Origin of the sequence: Allomuricauda sp. TY007 (genome assembly GCF_010468565.1) — a bacterium.
Classification (GTDB): Bacteria; Bacteroidota; Bacteroidia; order Flavobacteriales; family Flavobacteriaceae; genus Flagellimonas.
The window spans coordinates 192,017-205,824 of the sequence record NZ_WUEG01000004.1; the positions used below are offsets into that span (position 1 = coordinate 192,017).

General features: G+C 41.8%; 14 protein-coding genes. 9 read left to right on the forward strand and 5 right to left on the reverse strand.

Annotated features, from left to right (window positions below; translation table 11 throughout):
- Window positions 1-38 precede the first annotated feature (38 nt).
- Window positions 39-2,534 carry a DUF5686 family protein gene (locus tag GO009_RS05725; protein WP_163625258.1) on the reverse strand — a complete coding sequence of 832 codons (2,496 nt, stop codon included), beginning with the start codon at window positions 2,532-2,534 and terminating at the stop codon, window positions 39-41.
- A 157-nt stretch (window positions 2,535-2,691) separates the two neighbouring features.
- Window positions 2,692-3,672 (reverse strand): pyruvate dehydrogenase complex E1 component subunit beta, encoded by a 981-nt coding sequence (locus GO009_RS05730; protein ID WP_163625259.1) that lies wholly within the window; start codon window positions 3,670-3,672, stop codon window positions 2,692-2,694.
- Window positions 3,673-3,840: 168 nt separating this feature from the next.
- Between GO009_RS05730 and GO009_RS05735 the strand changes: the two genes are divergently transcribed.
- From GO009_RS05735 to GO009_RS05765, 7 genes are all read left to right on the forward strand, one after another.
- Window positions 3,841-4,587, forward strand: a complete 747-nt coding sequence (locus tag GO009_RS05735; RefSeq protein WP_163625260.1) for an electron transfer flavoprotein subunit beta/FixA family protein — start codon at window positions 3,841-3,843, stop codon at window positions 4,585-4,587.
- 15 nt (window positions 4,588-4,602) lie between these two features.
- Window positions 4,603-5,571, forward strand: a complete 969-nt coding sequence (locus GO009_RS05740; RefSeq protein WP_163625261.1) for an electron transfer flavoprotein subunit alpha/FixB family protein — start codon at window positions 4,603-4,605, stop codon at window positions 5,569-5,571.
- 89 nt (window positions 5,572-5,660) lie between these two features.
- Entirely contained in the window at window positions 5,661-6,290 is a 630-nt protein-coding gene (locus GO009_RS05745; RefSeq protein WP_163625262.1) for a bifunctional nuclease family protein, read from the forward strand.
- Between the two features lie 13 nt (window positions 6,291-6,303).
- Entirely contained in the window at window positions 6,304-7,764 is a 1,461-nt protein-coding gene (locus tag GO009_RS05750; protein WP_163625263.1) for a nucleoside transporter C-terminal domain-containing protein, read from the forward strand.
- Window positions 7,765-8,081: 317 nt separating this feature from the next.
- On the forward strand, window positions 8,082-8,906 hold the full coding sequence (locus GO009_RS05755) for a thymidylate synthase (RefSeq protein ID WP_163625264.1): 825 nt from the start codon (window positions 8,082-8,084) through the stop codon (window positions 8,904-8,906).
- A 99-nt stretch (window positions 8,907-9,005) separates the two neighbouring features.
- Complete coding sequence (locus GO009_RS05760) at window positions 9,006-9,911, forward strand: abortive infection family protein (protein ID WP_163625265.1); 906 nt, start codon at window positions 9,006-9,008, stop codon at window positions 9,909-9,911.
- Window positions 9,912-10,064: 153 nt separating this feature from the next.
- The gene (locus GO009_RS05765; protein ID WP_163625266.1) at window positions 10,065-10,532 is read left to right on the forward strand and encodes a DUF4440 domain-containing protein; all 468 of its coding nucleotides are present in this window, start codon (window positions 10,065-10,067) and stop codon (window positions 10,530-10,532) included.
- 11 nt (window positions 10,533-10,543) lie between these two features.
- Here GO009_RS05765 and GO009_RS05770 read toward each other — a convergent pair whose 3' ends face one another.
- Window positions 10,544-10,762, reverse strand: a complete 219-nt coding sequence (locus GO009_RS05770; protein ID WP_163625267.1) for a hypothetical protein — start codon at window positions 10,760-10,762, stop codon at window positions 10,544-10,546.
- 276 nt (window positions 10,763-11,038) lie between these two features.
- Between GO009_RS05770 and GO009_RS05775 the strand changes: the two genes are divergently transcribed.
- Complete coding sequence (locus tag GO009_RS05775) at window positions 11,039-11,464, forward strand: Dabb family protein (protein WP_163625268.1); 426 nt, start codon at window positions 11,039-11,041, stop codon at window positions 11,462-11,464.
- Between the two features lie 46 nt (window positions 11,465-11,510).
- Window positions 11,511-12,167, forward strand: a complete 657-nt coding sequence (locus GO009_RS05780) for an HAD family phosphatase (RefSeq protein WP_163625269.1) — start codon at window positions 11,511-11,513, stop codon at window positions 12,165-12,167.
- A 76-nt stretch (window positions 12,168-12,243) separates the two neighbouring features.
- Here GO009_RS05780 and GO009_RS05785 read toward each other — a convergent pair whose 3' ends face one another.
- A complete protein-coding gene (locus GO009_RS05785) occupies window positions 12,244-12,540 on the reverse strand; it encodes an isoamylase early set domain-containing protein (protein WP_163625270.1) in 297 nt (98 codons plus the stop codon).
- A gap of 156 nt (window positions 12,541-12,696) precedes the next feature.
- Window positions 12,697-13,776 (reverse strand): aminotransferase class V-fold PLP-dependent enzyme, encoded by a 1,080-nt coding sequence (locus GO009_RS05790; protein ID WP_163625271.1) that lies wholly within the window; start codon window positions 13,774-13,776, stop codon window positions 12,697-12,699.
- Between the last annotated feature and the right edge of the window lie 32 nt (window positions 13,777-13,808).

Consider the following 13,808-nt stretch of genomic DNA (forward strand, 5'->3'; position numbering starts at 1 on the left):
ACTGGAATAGGGCGTATAAATTGGCTGTTTCGTGAGAATTAAAAGCTAAATCCGAAAGTTCCCGTTATTCCAAATGCCCTTGCATCTGGATTATCGAGGTAGTTTCCTCTAAAGTTAAAGTCTATCCGAAGTATTTTAAAAATGTTTCCCACACCAAGTGAATATTCCCAATACACTTGGTCCTCCGGTGCCATTAAAGGAATATTGGTCGGGGCACTCAAAGCTATGTTTTCTTCGGATAATTGCCCCCAGGCGCCTCTTATTCCCACAATTTCCCTAAGATTGAGTTTGCGCAACAACGGAATTCGGGAGAATAATCTACCATTAAAATTATGTTCCAGGTGTATCGTGGCATAGGTATCGGTAACGAACTCGTAGAAATCCAGATTGGGGAATACATTGTACAGTGAAAATAGCGTCTGGTTGCCCGGAATTACACTCAACAGACCCAAAGGCACTTCCCCAAAAGTCTTTCCCAGTTCCACGCTACTGGTCAACCTGCCAAAACCGCCTATTTGCCATGGTTGTTGGTAAGAGAATTGGATCTTCTCATAATCAAAATCACTTTCCAAAAATCCATCCACACCTTTGGTGTATTTTAAAACCAGGGTGCTGTAATCGTCATTGATGTTAGAGCGTTCCACTCCGTAACCAATGGTACGTTTGCCCGGTGTATAGATCAATGTGGTGTTAAGGTCAAACTGTTTTATTTCGGATGAAATGCCCGTTGGTGAACTTGGGTCCACATAGTCTAGACTGAAAGCATCGGGCAAGGCAGAACTCAAGGTTCGGAAGGAGCCTCCTACATTGATTTTGAAATTTTTAACGGGCTCCATCTCCACATTCAGGGTCGATAGGTTAATGTTCGTCAAACGGTCGTTGGAACCCACGGTCACCAATGAAGATGAAGCGATGCTCCGCCCCATCACATCATTCGTGCTCGTTAAACTAAGCCCCAATTGCTCAATGTCCCTTCGATTTCCTCCAGATATAATTAGCCGGTTTTTTCTATCGAGCAAAAACTTGCCCGAAAACCCGTGCTTAAATTTTTTATCATCAAAACCATAGGCCATATATCCTTCCAAACGCCACATATCGTTCTGTCCAAAATAGGTCCGTGCGCCGGCCCGCATACGAATACCTTCGGCATCATTATAACCAAAGGTGCTGTAGATATCCCCAATATCGATGTTCCATTTATCTATTTCGATATATCCAGAACCCAAAATACTTACGATATCGTAGTATGTTCTGAACTTGGGAACGGTTTTTAAGGTATCCAGCAGTTTAAAGATTCCCGACTCGTCCTCGTTCAAACTTTCCAAACGGGCATTTTTCCAGAAAATACTGTCCTGCGAGAAAACCCTTGGATCGTAGGGGTCGGCAACTGCCTTGTAAAAATCTTCGGAACGTGGGTTATCAAAATTATAATTATCAAAAACCGTGGTACGCTTGCCGTACACCCCCCGTGATTCCTCTTTTTTTGAAAAGCTAAAATCGCTCAGCATGTAATCCCGCTTCAAGAGAAAAACAGAATCGCTGACCACCTCAAAATCCTGCTCTATATAGATTTCCTTTACCCAGTTGATGTTGGCACTTTTGGTGACCTGCATGTTAATTTTTTTGATGGCAAAGGTGGTATCGTTCACCCAAAAGTCCCCTTTAAAGGTGAGTTCGTTCTTACGCCTCGGGTAATATATAATATTGTAGCACCATTTATTGTCAATAAAGGTACTGTCGGACAACACGTAATTGTACACATCAACTCCGGTTTTGGACAATGGGCTGGTAAAACTTTTATCAAAAAATTTGAGATAGTTATCGTAAATGTCGTAGTCGGAATATAAATCCTCCACAAAGGCGGTTATGGCCTGATTACCACTAAAACCTGAGCTTTTGTTTCCCAAAACATCTTCTTTCTCCCTATCCATTACATTATCGCCATAGACTTTGGAAAAAGTTTCGTTGAGGAACATGGGCAAATAGGTTTTTCCCGTGATTCGGGATGTATCCAAGTCCTCGAACATAAACTCCAATCCTTTGAAGAGTTTACTTTTGATCAAGGCACTGTCGATGGTATTGAGGTCAAACTCAATTTTTTCATATTTATCGTACTGGTACTGTTTGAACTTGCGCACTCCGTTCTCCCGTTTTTTGGACCAGATCTTTCTTAAAATGTCGATTGCCGGATTATTCTTTTTGGATTGTTTCCCTGTATACACGATCACTTCCTGAAGCTGCTCCGCAGATTCTGTAAGTATGATCTCCATGCCGTAGTTCACCTTTTGTTCCAAGGGAATCTCTTTGGTCTCGTAACCAATAAAAGATACTTTGATGGACTCATACGTTTCGTCGGACTCCATATAAAAGCGCCCGTTATCGTTGGTTATGGTTCCTTCAGAAGAATTGGTGAATATAATATTGGCAAAGGCAATGGGCATGCCAGCATCGTCAGTAACAACGCCTTCAATCTTGGTTTGTGCGGTAACGCAGGTAATAAAAATCAGAAAAAAAACGGAAAAGAATCTTTTCATAGGCAGATATAAGGGACAACGGAGAAAAGCATTAGAGCCTATCCCCATTTAACTTAGGTCAAATTTGGTTCAAAGTAATTTCTAATCAAAAAAATATTCCCTAAAAAAAAGCCCCGTCAACAAAGTTGACAGGGCTAATATACCTTAAAATATGATTCTACAGCTTATATAACACTTTCTTAACAGCCTTTATCACATCTTCGTGGTTGGGCAACCACTCAGCCAAAAGCACTGGAGAATAAGGTGCAGGAGTATCTGCAGTGTTCAATTTTACGATAGGGGCATCCAAATAATCGAACGCTTTGTCCTGTACGTGATAGATAATTTCGGTAGCCACATTGCCAAAGGGCCATGCTTCTTCCAAGATTACCATTCTGTTGGTTTTCTTAACGGATTTAAGAATGGTATCGTGATCCATAGGACGTACTGTTCTTAAATCTATAATTTCACAACTGATACCTTCTTTTTCCAATTCATCAGCAGCTTTGTAAGCTTCTTTGATGATTTTTCCAAAGGAAACAATGGTCACGTCCGTACCTTCCCTTTTAATATCGGCAACACCTAAAGGAGTTGTGTACTCCCCTTCGGGCACCTCTCCTTTATCGCCATACATTTGCTCCGATTCCATAAAAATCACGGGGTCATCATCGCGAATGGCAGCCTTCAACAATCCCTTGGCATCGGCAGGGTTCGAAGGAACTACAACCTTAAGCCCAGGAGTATTGGCATACCAACTTTCAAAAGCTTGGGAGTGTGTGGCTCCCAACTGTCCCGCAGAAGCCGTAGGGCCTCTAAATACAATCGGGCAATTGAACTGTCCGCCGGACATCTGTCGGATTTTGGCAGCGTTGTTTATGATTTGGTCAATTCCCACTAAGGAAAAGTTGAATGTCATAAATTCTATAATGGGCCTGTTGCCGTTCATTGCAGAACCAACACCGATACCGGCAAAACCAAGTTCTGAAATCGGGGTATCGATTACCCGCTCCGGTCCGAATTCATCCAACATGCCTTTGGAAGCCTTATAAGCACCGTTATATTCGGCCACTTCCTCGCCCATCAAATAAATGGTATCATCCCTTCGCATTTCTTCGGACATAGCCTCAGCTATCGCCTCCCTAAACTGTAATGTTTTCATTGAATCGTACTAAATATTTATAGTCTGCTTAAAAACGCAAGCAAAAATAGCAAAAACTACCCGAAACTTGCCTGACCCAAATCCAAAAAAAGAACAAAATTTATTATGCATGCATAATAAATTTAGGATTTTTATAATTATATTTGAGCAGATAAACCTAAAGTATATATGAAGATTTTAGTTTGCATAAGCAACGTACCGGATACTACTTCCAAAATCAATTTTACGGAAGGCGATACCAAGTTTGACACAAACGGGGTTCAATTTGTTATTAATCCAAATGATGAGTTTGGTCTTACCCGGGCCATGTGGTTCAAGGAAAAACAAGGAGCGACCGTCCACGTAGTCAATGTTGGCGGGGCCCAGACTGAGCCGACCATTAGAAAGGCCCTGGCCATTGGTGCCGATGAGGCCATTCGGGTAAATGCCGAACCAACGGACGGCTTTTTTGTGGCCCAACAGTTGGCCGAAGTGGTCAAAAATGGAGAATACGACCTAATTATTGCCGGTAGGGAATCCATTGACTATAACGGGGGCATGGTCCCAGGAATACTAGCCACTTTGTTGAATATAAACTTTGTGAACACCTGTATAGGTTTGGAAATCGAAGGAAATACCGCAACCGCAATTCGCGAAATTGATGGAGGTAAGGAAAAAATAAGCACTTCCCTCCCATTGGTTATCGGTGGACAAAAAGGATTGGTAGAGGAAAGCGACCTTCGCATCCCTAACATGAGAGGTATCATGATGGCCCGTAAAAAAGCATTGAACGTGGTAGAACCCGTTGAAGCCACTCAACCCACTCAAGACCAAAAATTTGAAAAACCTGCTGCCAAAGGACCCGTTAAATTGGTCGATGCCGGTAATGTAGGGGAATTGGTCGAACTGCTGCACAACGAAGCAAAAGTTATCTAAACAAGATTAGAAATTATGTCAGTACTAGTATATACAGAATCCCTCAAGGGAAAATTCAAAAAAAATGCCTTCGAAGTGGCCTCTTACGCACATAAAGTGGCCCAGGATTTAGGCACAACCGTAACAGCGGTCTCTTTTAATGCCGAGGACGATGCCTCATTGGGAACCTACGGGGTCTCTAAAGTTTTGAAGATATCGGACGATTCCTTGGCCACCTTCAATGCCAAAGCCTATGCTGATGTATTGGCCCAGGCTGCAAAAGCGGAAGATACCAAAGTAATTATATTGAGTTCCAGCGCGGACAGTAAATTTTTGGCTCCTATCCTAACAGCTAAATTGACCGCAGGATATGTACCCAACGTAGTGGCCGCACCCGAAAGCACCTCACCTTTTATAGTAAAACGAACCGCTTTCAGTAACAAAGGGTTTGCCTTGACAGAGATTTCGTCAGATATCAAGATAATCGGGGTTTCCAGCAACGCTTTTGGAGTAGTGGAAAATAGTGTTTCCGCCTCTGTTGAAGACTTTGTACCATCCTTGGGCGACAACGCCTTTGCGGTTAAATCCGTAGAAGTGGACAGAATAGTTGGAAAAGCGACCATCGCCGATGCCGATATCGTTGTCTCAGGAGGTCGCGGACTCAAAGGACCTGAAAATTGGGGCATGATAGAAGAATTGGCCGATGTTTTGGGGGCTGCCACAGCATGCTCCAAACCAGTTTCGGATATGGGATGGCGCCCGCACAGCGAACACGTTGGCCAAACAGGTAAGCCGGTTGCGAGCAATCTGTACATTGCCATCGGAATTTCCGGAGCCATTCAGCATTTGGCAGGTACCAACGCTTCCAAGGTAAAAGTGGTCATCAACAACGACCCAGAAGCACCTTTCTTTAAGGCAGCGGATTACGGAATAGTCGGGGATGCCTTCGAGGTTGTGCCCAAACTCATCGAAAAATTAAAAGAATTTAAAGCCCAAAACGCTTAAATTTTGTTAATTTGCCCATTGCAAGGGGCTGTTCAGATAACTGGTAAAGCCACTTATTTGAACGGCCCTTTTGCTTTAGGAGGAGATATATGAGTTTAGTACGATTAAAAATAAAGGGAATATCATACAGCCAAACACAAAATGGCGCGTATGCCCTTATTTTAAATGAAGAAGAGGGAGACCGAAAACTCCCCATTGTTATAGGCGCATTTGAAGCACAGTCCATTGCCATTGCATTGGAAAAAGAGATAAAACCGCCCAGACCCTTGACCCACGACTTGTTCAAAAACTTTGCGGACAGATTTCAGATTGTGGTCAAGCAGGTGATTATCCACAAATTGGTGGATGGCGTTTTTTATTCCAGCATTATTTGCGAGCGTGATAACAATGAGGAAATCATCGACGCCCGGACCAGCGATGCCATTGCGCTTGCACTCAGGTTTAACGCTCCTATTTTTACTTACAAGACCATTTTGGACAAAGCTGGAATCTTCCTAAAATTCTCTTCCAAAGAAAAAGAGGAAGGTGAGGACGATAGCATTATGGTCGATGAAATCCTTCAAGAAGGGGAAGCAGTAGAGATCGAATCTGGTTCCGACACCCATGGATACAGAGAAATGTCCCTTCAAGAACTCCATAAAGAACTGGATAAGGCAGTAGCCAGCGAAGACTACGAAAAGGCTGCCAAATTGAGGGATGAAATTTCCAAGCGCAAATAAACCACCAACGTACATGGCGAAAAAGACCCAAAGTTTACTGATACTTTTATTCCTTTGTTCGGTCGCTTTCGGCCAAAATTCGTTGCCCGCAGATTCACTTAACATTGCCATTGGCTCCACTATTACAGATAGCGTAGCCCAACAGGAAGCCACAGAAATCATACCCAACCAAGGGTTTACCATTACCACTTTGCTGCGTGGTGCTTTGGGTATGGCAGCGCTCATTTTTATTTCATTTTTGTTCAGTTCCAACAGAAAAGCCATCAATTGGAAAACGGTGGGCATAGGCCTATCCCTCCAAATTTTGATAGCCATTGGAGTACTAAAGGTCCGTTTTATTCAATACCTATTCGATCAAGTCGGAAACATTTTTGTAAATATTTTGGACTTTACCCGGGCAGGAAGCCAATTCCTATTTGAAGGACTTGTGGTGGACATGGACACCTTCGGCTATATTTTTGCCTTTCAGGTATTGCCGACCATTATATTTTTCTCAGCCCTAACCTCTGTTCTCTATTACTTGGGAGTGATTCAGGTAGTGGTAAAATGGATGGCATGGCTGCTTTCAAAAAGTTTGGGCATTTCTGGAGCGGAAAGCCTTTCCGTGGCAGGTAACATTTTTTTGGGACAGACCGAGGCACCTTTGCTGATCAAAGCCTATCTGGAAAAAATGAACAAGTCCGAAATCCTTTTGGTGATGATTGGCGGCATGGCCACTGTTGCCGGAGCCGTTTTGGCCGCTTATATTGGGTTTTTAGGGGGCGACGACCCCGAACTACGCTTGGTATTTGCCAAGCACCTTTTGGCCGCATCGGTAATGGCTGCACCCGGCGCCATTGTCATTTCAAAGATATTATATCCCCAAACGGAAAAAGTAAATACCGATGTTGAGGTTTCCTCCGAAAAAATTGGTGCAAACATCTTGGATGCCATTGCCAACGGAACTACCGAAGGCTTAAAACTCGCTTTGAACGTTGGGGCCATGCTCTTGGTTTTTGTGGCCTTTATCGCCATGATCAACGGTATTTTGGGTTGGGTCGGTGATATAACCACCTTTAATAATTGGATTGCCGCCAATTCCCCGTACACCGAATTTTCCTTGGAAGCCATTCTAGGAACCATATTCGCACCGCTTATGTGGTTGATAGGTGTTGCCAATGAAGACATTATGCTCATGGGGCAACTGCTCGGGATAAAACTGGCCGCAAGCGAATTTGTAGGGTATATTCAATTGGCCGATCTTAAAAATGTGGCAAGCGGAGTGCACTTCACTTACAACAAATCGGTAATCATGGCCACCTACATGCTCTGTGGCTTTGCCAACTTTGCCTCCATCGGTATTCAAATTGGAGGTATAGGGTCATTGGCGCCAGGTCAACGTAAAGTACTTTCCTCTTTTGGGATGAAAGCTGTTTTGGGCGGGTCATTGGCCTCATTGTTGTCGGCAACCATTGCTGGGATGATTTTAGGGTAACCTTTCACCCTTCACCCCCTCACAGTTAATAAACTCTTCATAAGTCTTTTGCCTTTTTGTTTCCAAAAAACACTTATTGAAGTAATTTCGATGGATTGATTTTTTGTCACATCGAGCTGTCACTCTGAGCGCAGTCGAAGGGGTAGTCGAGATATCTTGGATTTCTCCTCATTTCATTCGTTCGAAATGACATAAGAAAACAGTCAAAAAATATACAAAGACGTCAGTTTGAGTGAAATTCCGAAAACTGATTTCTCGATACAATTTTCCGCAAGCGGAAAACCACTCGAAATGACATAAGTAACGAAACAGGCAGCATGAAACAGTACCACGACCTTCTAAAACACGTATTGGAGCACGGGAACCAAAAAGGGGACCGTACAGGAACAGGAACCTTGAGCGTTTTTGGTTATCAAATGCGGTTCGACCTCTCCGAAGGATTCCCCATGGTGACCACCAAAAAATTGCATCTCAAATCCATTGTCCATGAATTGTTATGGTTTTTAAAGGGGGATACCAATGTCGCCTATCTGCAAGAGAATGGCGTACGTATTTGGAACGAGTGGGCCGATGAAAATGGTGATTTGGGCCCCGTGTACGGACACCAATGGCGCAATTGGAACAGTGAGGAAATTGACCAGATCAAGGATGTGGTGGAAACCTTGAAGAACAATCCAAATAGCCGCAGAATGTTGGTTTCTGCTTGGAACCCCAGCGTTATGCCCGATACTTCGGTGTCGTTTGCAGAAAATGTGGCGAACGGTAAGGCCGCACTCCCACCCTGCCATGCTTTTTTCCAATTTTATGTGGCCAATGGCAAACTTTCCTGCCAATTGTACCAACGTAGTGCGGACATTTTTTTGGGTGTACCTTTTAACATTGCGTCTTACGCCCTGTTTACTATGATGATGGCACAAGTTTGTGGCTACCAGCCCGGAGAGTTTATCCACACCTTTGGTGACGCGCACATTTACAACAACCATTTGGAGCAAGTGCAGCTGCAATTGAGCCGCGACCCACGCCCTTTGCCCACCATGAAATTGAACACCGAAGTAAAGGATATTTTTGACTTTACTTTTGATGATTTTGAGCTCTTGAACTACGACCCGCATCCGCATATTAAGGGGGTTGTAGCGGTGTAACCGCCTTAAAGGCTACCGTTTTTTATTATTATATTGGGTAATAAAGTTTTTTTTATTTCCATAAATGAGTAATAGTATACAATTAATAAGCAGGGAGACTTGAATAAAATCTCTACAATTACAAGAAGAAATATATTTGACTTTATTCAAGTTGAAGGTTTTTGGTGGTCAGGACGATTAGAAGAGGCAGATTTTCTATCGAGAATGTTTGATTTGGACAGCATGCCGTCTTATGATAGTAGATTCCAAAATGCAGCAGGCGATATTTGGCAACATAGGGTAAACAACCCTAACGATTGGGAAGATAATTGGATTTTTTATGATGATAGATTCAATTTATTGAACTGTGATGACTCCATTTTTTTGGACTTCTTATGTGAAATGATACATCCACTGGTAAGAGGAGAATCGTCTGAAGTTAACAAAATGCTTCAAATATTTAATGACAATCTAAAAGAAGACAATTTTGAGTTAGTTGAAAAAACTCGGATTTCTAACAAACCAATATTCATTGGGAGACTTAAAATCACAGGAAAAGACTCTATTGAAAAAAAAGGTCAAAACATTAAAAAAATCCTTACTGCTGATTATGTTTCTCAACAAATTAATTTAATGGAGTCTTCAATTGAAAATTCTCCACATATTTCTATTGGTCTTGCAAAAGAACTAATCGAAACATCTTGTAAATCAATTTTTGAAGAAAGGGATGAAGTTTATGACAAAAACTGGGACTTAACTAGATTAATGAAGGAAACAACAAAATTATTAAAGCTGACTCCTGATGACATTCCAAATGAAGCAAAAGCAGCAAGTTCCATTAAACAAATACTAGGTAGCTTATCGTCAGTTGTACAAGGAATTGGAGAAGTTAGAAATGAATATGGAAGTGGGCACGGAAAAGATGGAAAATTTAAGGATTTGCAACCAAGGCATGCCAAATTAGCCGTCGGAGCTGCATCAACTTTAGCAATCTATCTATTGGAAACACATAAACTCAAAATTTAACTGTTTAAGACCCGCTAGCACCCGCTAGCGCGAGCCTCTAGGCTCGTGACCAGTACACCTTACTGATCCAAAAATGGAACGAGCGTGACGCCTGTCTGCCGACAAAGGCAGGCCTGCATCAACAATTAGGAAGTTTATAAGAAAAAATCGGTTATGAAAACACATTTAAAAATTTCAGTTTCTATTTTTTTGATTCTCTTCGCCAGTGACCGCATTGCCGCACAGGATGCCACAGAAGCCCATAAAGACTCATTAAATACGGTCATAGAAAACTATTACGAGTTGAACCTCAAAATATTTCAGGCAAACTCAACAATCGAGGATATTGATAGTGTCTTTCAGCTTTTTACAGATGATTTTGAATACGTCCATCCAAAATATGGCGGGACTTACACAAGAGAAGATCTGTACAACGGATATGCCAGGAACCAAAAAAATGGAGGTTACGACGGGACAGTCACGAATATAAAGATCATCAATAAAATCATCGGGCTGAACGCTGTTGTTATACAAAGAATATTTGTGGAAAAAAAAGAGGATGGGATCAAGGAAGGAGAACCACAAATGACACTTTTCGAGTTCAAAAACGGAAAAATATCCCGGATTTTTGAATATTGGTAGTGAAGCCCCCGCTAGCACGAGCCTCTTGGCTCGTGCCAATCACAACTCTTCAACACCGTACTTATACCCCGCAAAGCAGCGGCCACATTTTGGATTTCCCTTCTCAAAAAGACTCCTTCTTCCAAATAAAAAAGCATGTCAATTCCCAACTCCAACTCTTTAGCGAGGTCAGAAGGAGATGCATAAGCATCTTTAAACAAGTCCAAAAATTTTCTCTCACTTTCGGTCATGGTTCAAATGTAATCAACCCAAATAAATGAAACGTCATAACAAATTATGACCTTGGACGCCAAAATCAATGTATAGAGAAAAAATCGTGTAGTCATGCTGAACTCGCCTGCCGGCAAAGGCAGGTTTCAGCATCCCATCAAAATAGGCAAACAGGCTTGTGAGACCCTGAATCAAGTTCAGGGTGACGGAAAAACAGTTGAGACAGAAACAGAAACAATATTTATCTGTGTAAAATCGTACATTTGATTGAATTCATAACAAACACAATCAAACCCATGAAACCCATCATCACCCTATTTGCCGCACTGTTATTTGCCAGTTGTGGCGAGCAAGCCAAAAAAGAAACCACCGAAAAACAGGAAGAAGAAACTGTGGAAAAAACAGAAGAAGTAACGGGGCCTCAATTGCGCCACGTAGTATTGTTCAAATTTAAGGAAACCTCTTCGCAGGCCGATATACAACAGGTGGAAGAGGCATTCAATGCCCTGCCTTCAAAAATTTCGGAAATAAAAGGCTATGAATGGGGCAAAAACAATAGCCCGGAGAATTTGAACAAAGGACTTACGCACTGTTTCTTTTTAACTTTTGATAACGAAGCTGATCGCGACACCTACCTTACCCATCCCGACCATGTAGCGTTTGGCGACATTGCAGGCCCACATATTGCGGATGTAACCGTGGTGGATTACTGGACGAAATAGACCAACCCCTCCTTGGAGAATCGATAATTGAGCAAATTTGAACTTTATGGAGATAAAAGGTGTAATATTTGATTTTAATGGCACCCTGTTTTTTGATACCCACTTGCATAATCAGGCTTGGGACATTTTTTTAAAGAAGCATTCCTTTGTACTCACCGACGATGAGAAAAACCTTAAAATCCATGGTAAAAACAATGCTGAAATCATGTCCAATCTGTTCTCCAAAAATCTATCAAAAGATGACATAAACACCTTAAGTATAGAAAAAGAGGATATTTACCAGTCGCTATGTTTAAAAGAAAAAATGGAGTTGGCTCCCGGAGTTTTGGATCTTTTGGAATATCTGGATAAAAACCATATCCCATTTACCATTGCAACGGCTTCTGATTTATACAATCTGCAGTTCTATTTTGAACACTTGGAGCTAAAAAAATATTTTGACCTGGACCGAATCGTTTATAGCAATGGAGAAATAAAAAGTAAGCCCCATCCAGAAATCTTTTTAAAAGCTATGGATGTTTTAGAAATCGATGCCAGTGAAACGTTGATTTTTGAAGATTCGACCTCAGGAATACTGGCAGCTGAAAACTCCAAGGCCAAAAAAGTCATTATCGTTGATTCGGCCAAAAATGATTACAGCCAATGGAATTATGATGTGATTACTTCTTTTGATGAAATCGACACCTCTATTTTTAAAACCTAGCCAGACCTACTGCTAATTTAAAAAGAAAAAACCACCATCACAGTCCAGCGGAATCTGATGGCAGCTCAAAAATCATTTACACTTCCAACACGGCATTCTCGGTTCCGGCATAATCGTTCCATTGATAACGATCGGCCTCGGAATCGTTGGTATAATTACCGTCAATCAAGTATCTAAACTCGTAGCTGTTTTCTACAGGTAGCTCAAACGTGCCCTTAAAGGTCCCGTTCTTTAATTTCTTCAGGCTGCTTTTTTTTGGGTTCCATTTATTGAAATCACCAACTACCGCAACGCTCTCAGCCCCATCTGCAGGAACGGTGAAGGTTACTTTGCAGATTGGCTTGCTCTTTAGGTATTGTTTCTTAATCGCCATGGTACCAATAATTTAAATTAAGGGCAAAGCAACAGATAAAACCTCTTATTTACAATAAGTTACGTTCGATTTATCAAATTGATAAAATACCCCTAACAATAGGATTACTTTTACAAAAATAAGTACTGATGTTTCCTGAAAAATGATTCAGGTCATTCAGGACCGTAATATTTTTGCAATGGCCTCGATTTCCTCTTCGGTATTGTAAAAATGAAAGCTCAAGCGGATGCCTCCCCCACGTGGTGAGGCCACCACATTTTCCTCAGTGAGCTTATTGAAGAGCTTCTCATCTCCCTTAATATTGAATATGGTGCTGTGCTGCTTTCTTTTAGTGACGGAAGGGGGCAACAGGTCCAGTTCTGTAAAAGCGGCCATTGCCTTTTTTGATAGCTTTTGCAATTGCGCCTGCACATTCTCTGGACCTATTTCGTCCAAAAATTTAACGGCGAATTCCAAACTTCCAAAATTGAGGGAATCCAAATGGCCTGGCTCCAAAAATTTACAAAAGGTTATGCTGTTACGTTTGGATGCATCGTTATCTACAGAACCGTTTCCTATACCTCTAAGTTCAAACTGATCCATCACTTCGTCTTTAACCAAGAAAAAACCATTGCCATACCCCGCCAACATCCATTTATAGGCACTGGTTCCCAAAATATCAATCCCGGAATTTTTAAAATCAAAAGGTTCTGTGCCACAATATTGGGTGCCATCGGCCAAAATAATCAGGTTGGGAAACTCTTTTTTTAAATCTTTCAGAAAATCAAAATCAATACGAATGCCATCTACCCATTGTACCAAACTGAGTGCCAAGACATCAACATCCCCCGTTTTTACTTTTTTATGGATGTTTTCTTCCATGTGCACATCGGCATCCACATAATCCCGCTTAAAATTTCGGGTCTCGAAGGGCCAGTTTACACTCGGGTAATCCTTGTTGACCAACAACACTTTTTTATCCTTGGGCAATCCTTCCAGCAACAAATTGAACCCTAAACTAAAGTTGGGCACCAAAGCCACGTTTTCGGGCTTGCAATTAAAAAATTTTCCGACGGTTTTCTTGATCTCGGGCATATGGGCAAAGCCCTTGTTCTTCATTTCGCTGCCGCCGATCAGGTAATCGAGGTCGTGCCCTTGACGCCATTCCATTAAATCTTCACTCAATAAACCAGAGGCAGCGGTATTGGCATAAACACATTGGTTAAGAACAGGGAATTTTTTTCTTAAGTTTTGCATATCGGGATTTTTGGATACAATTCAGTTATCTT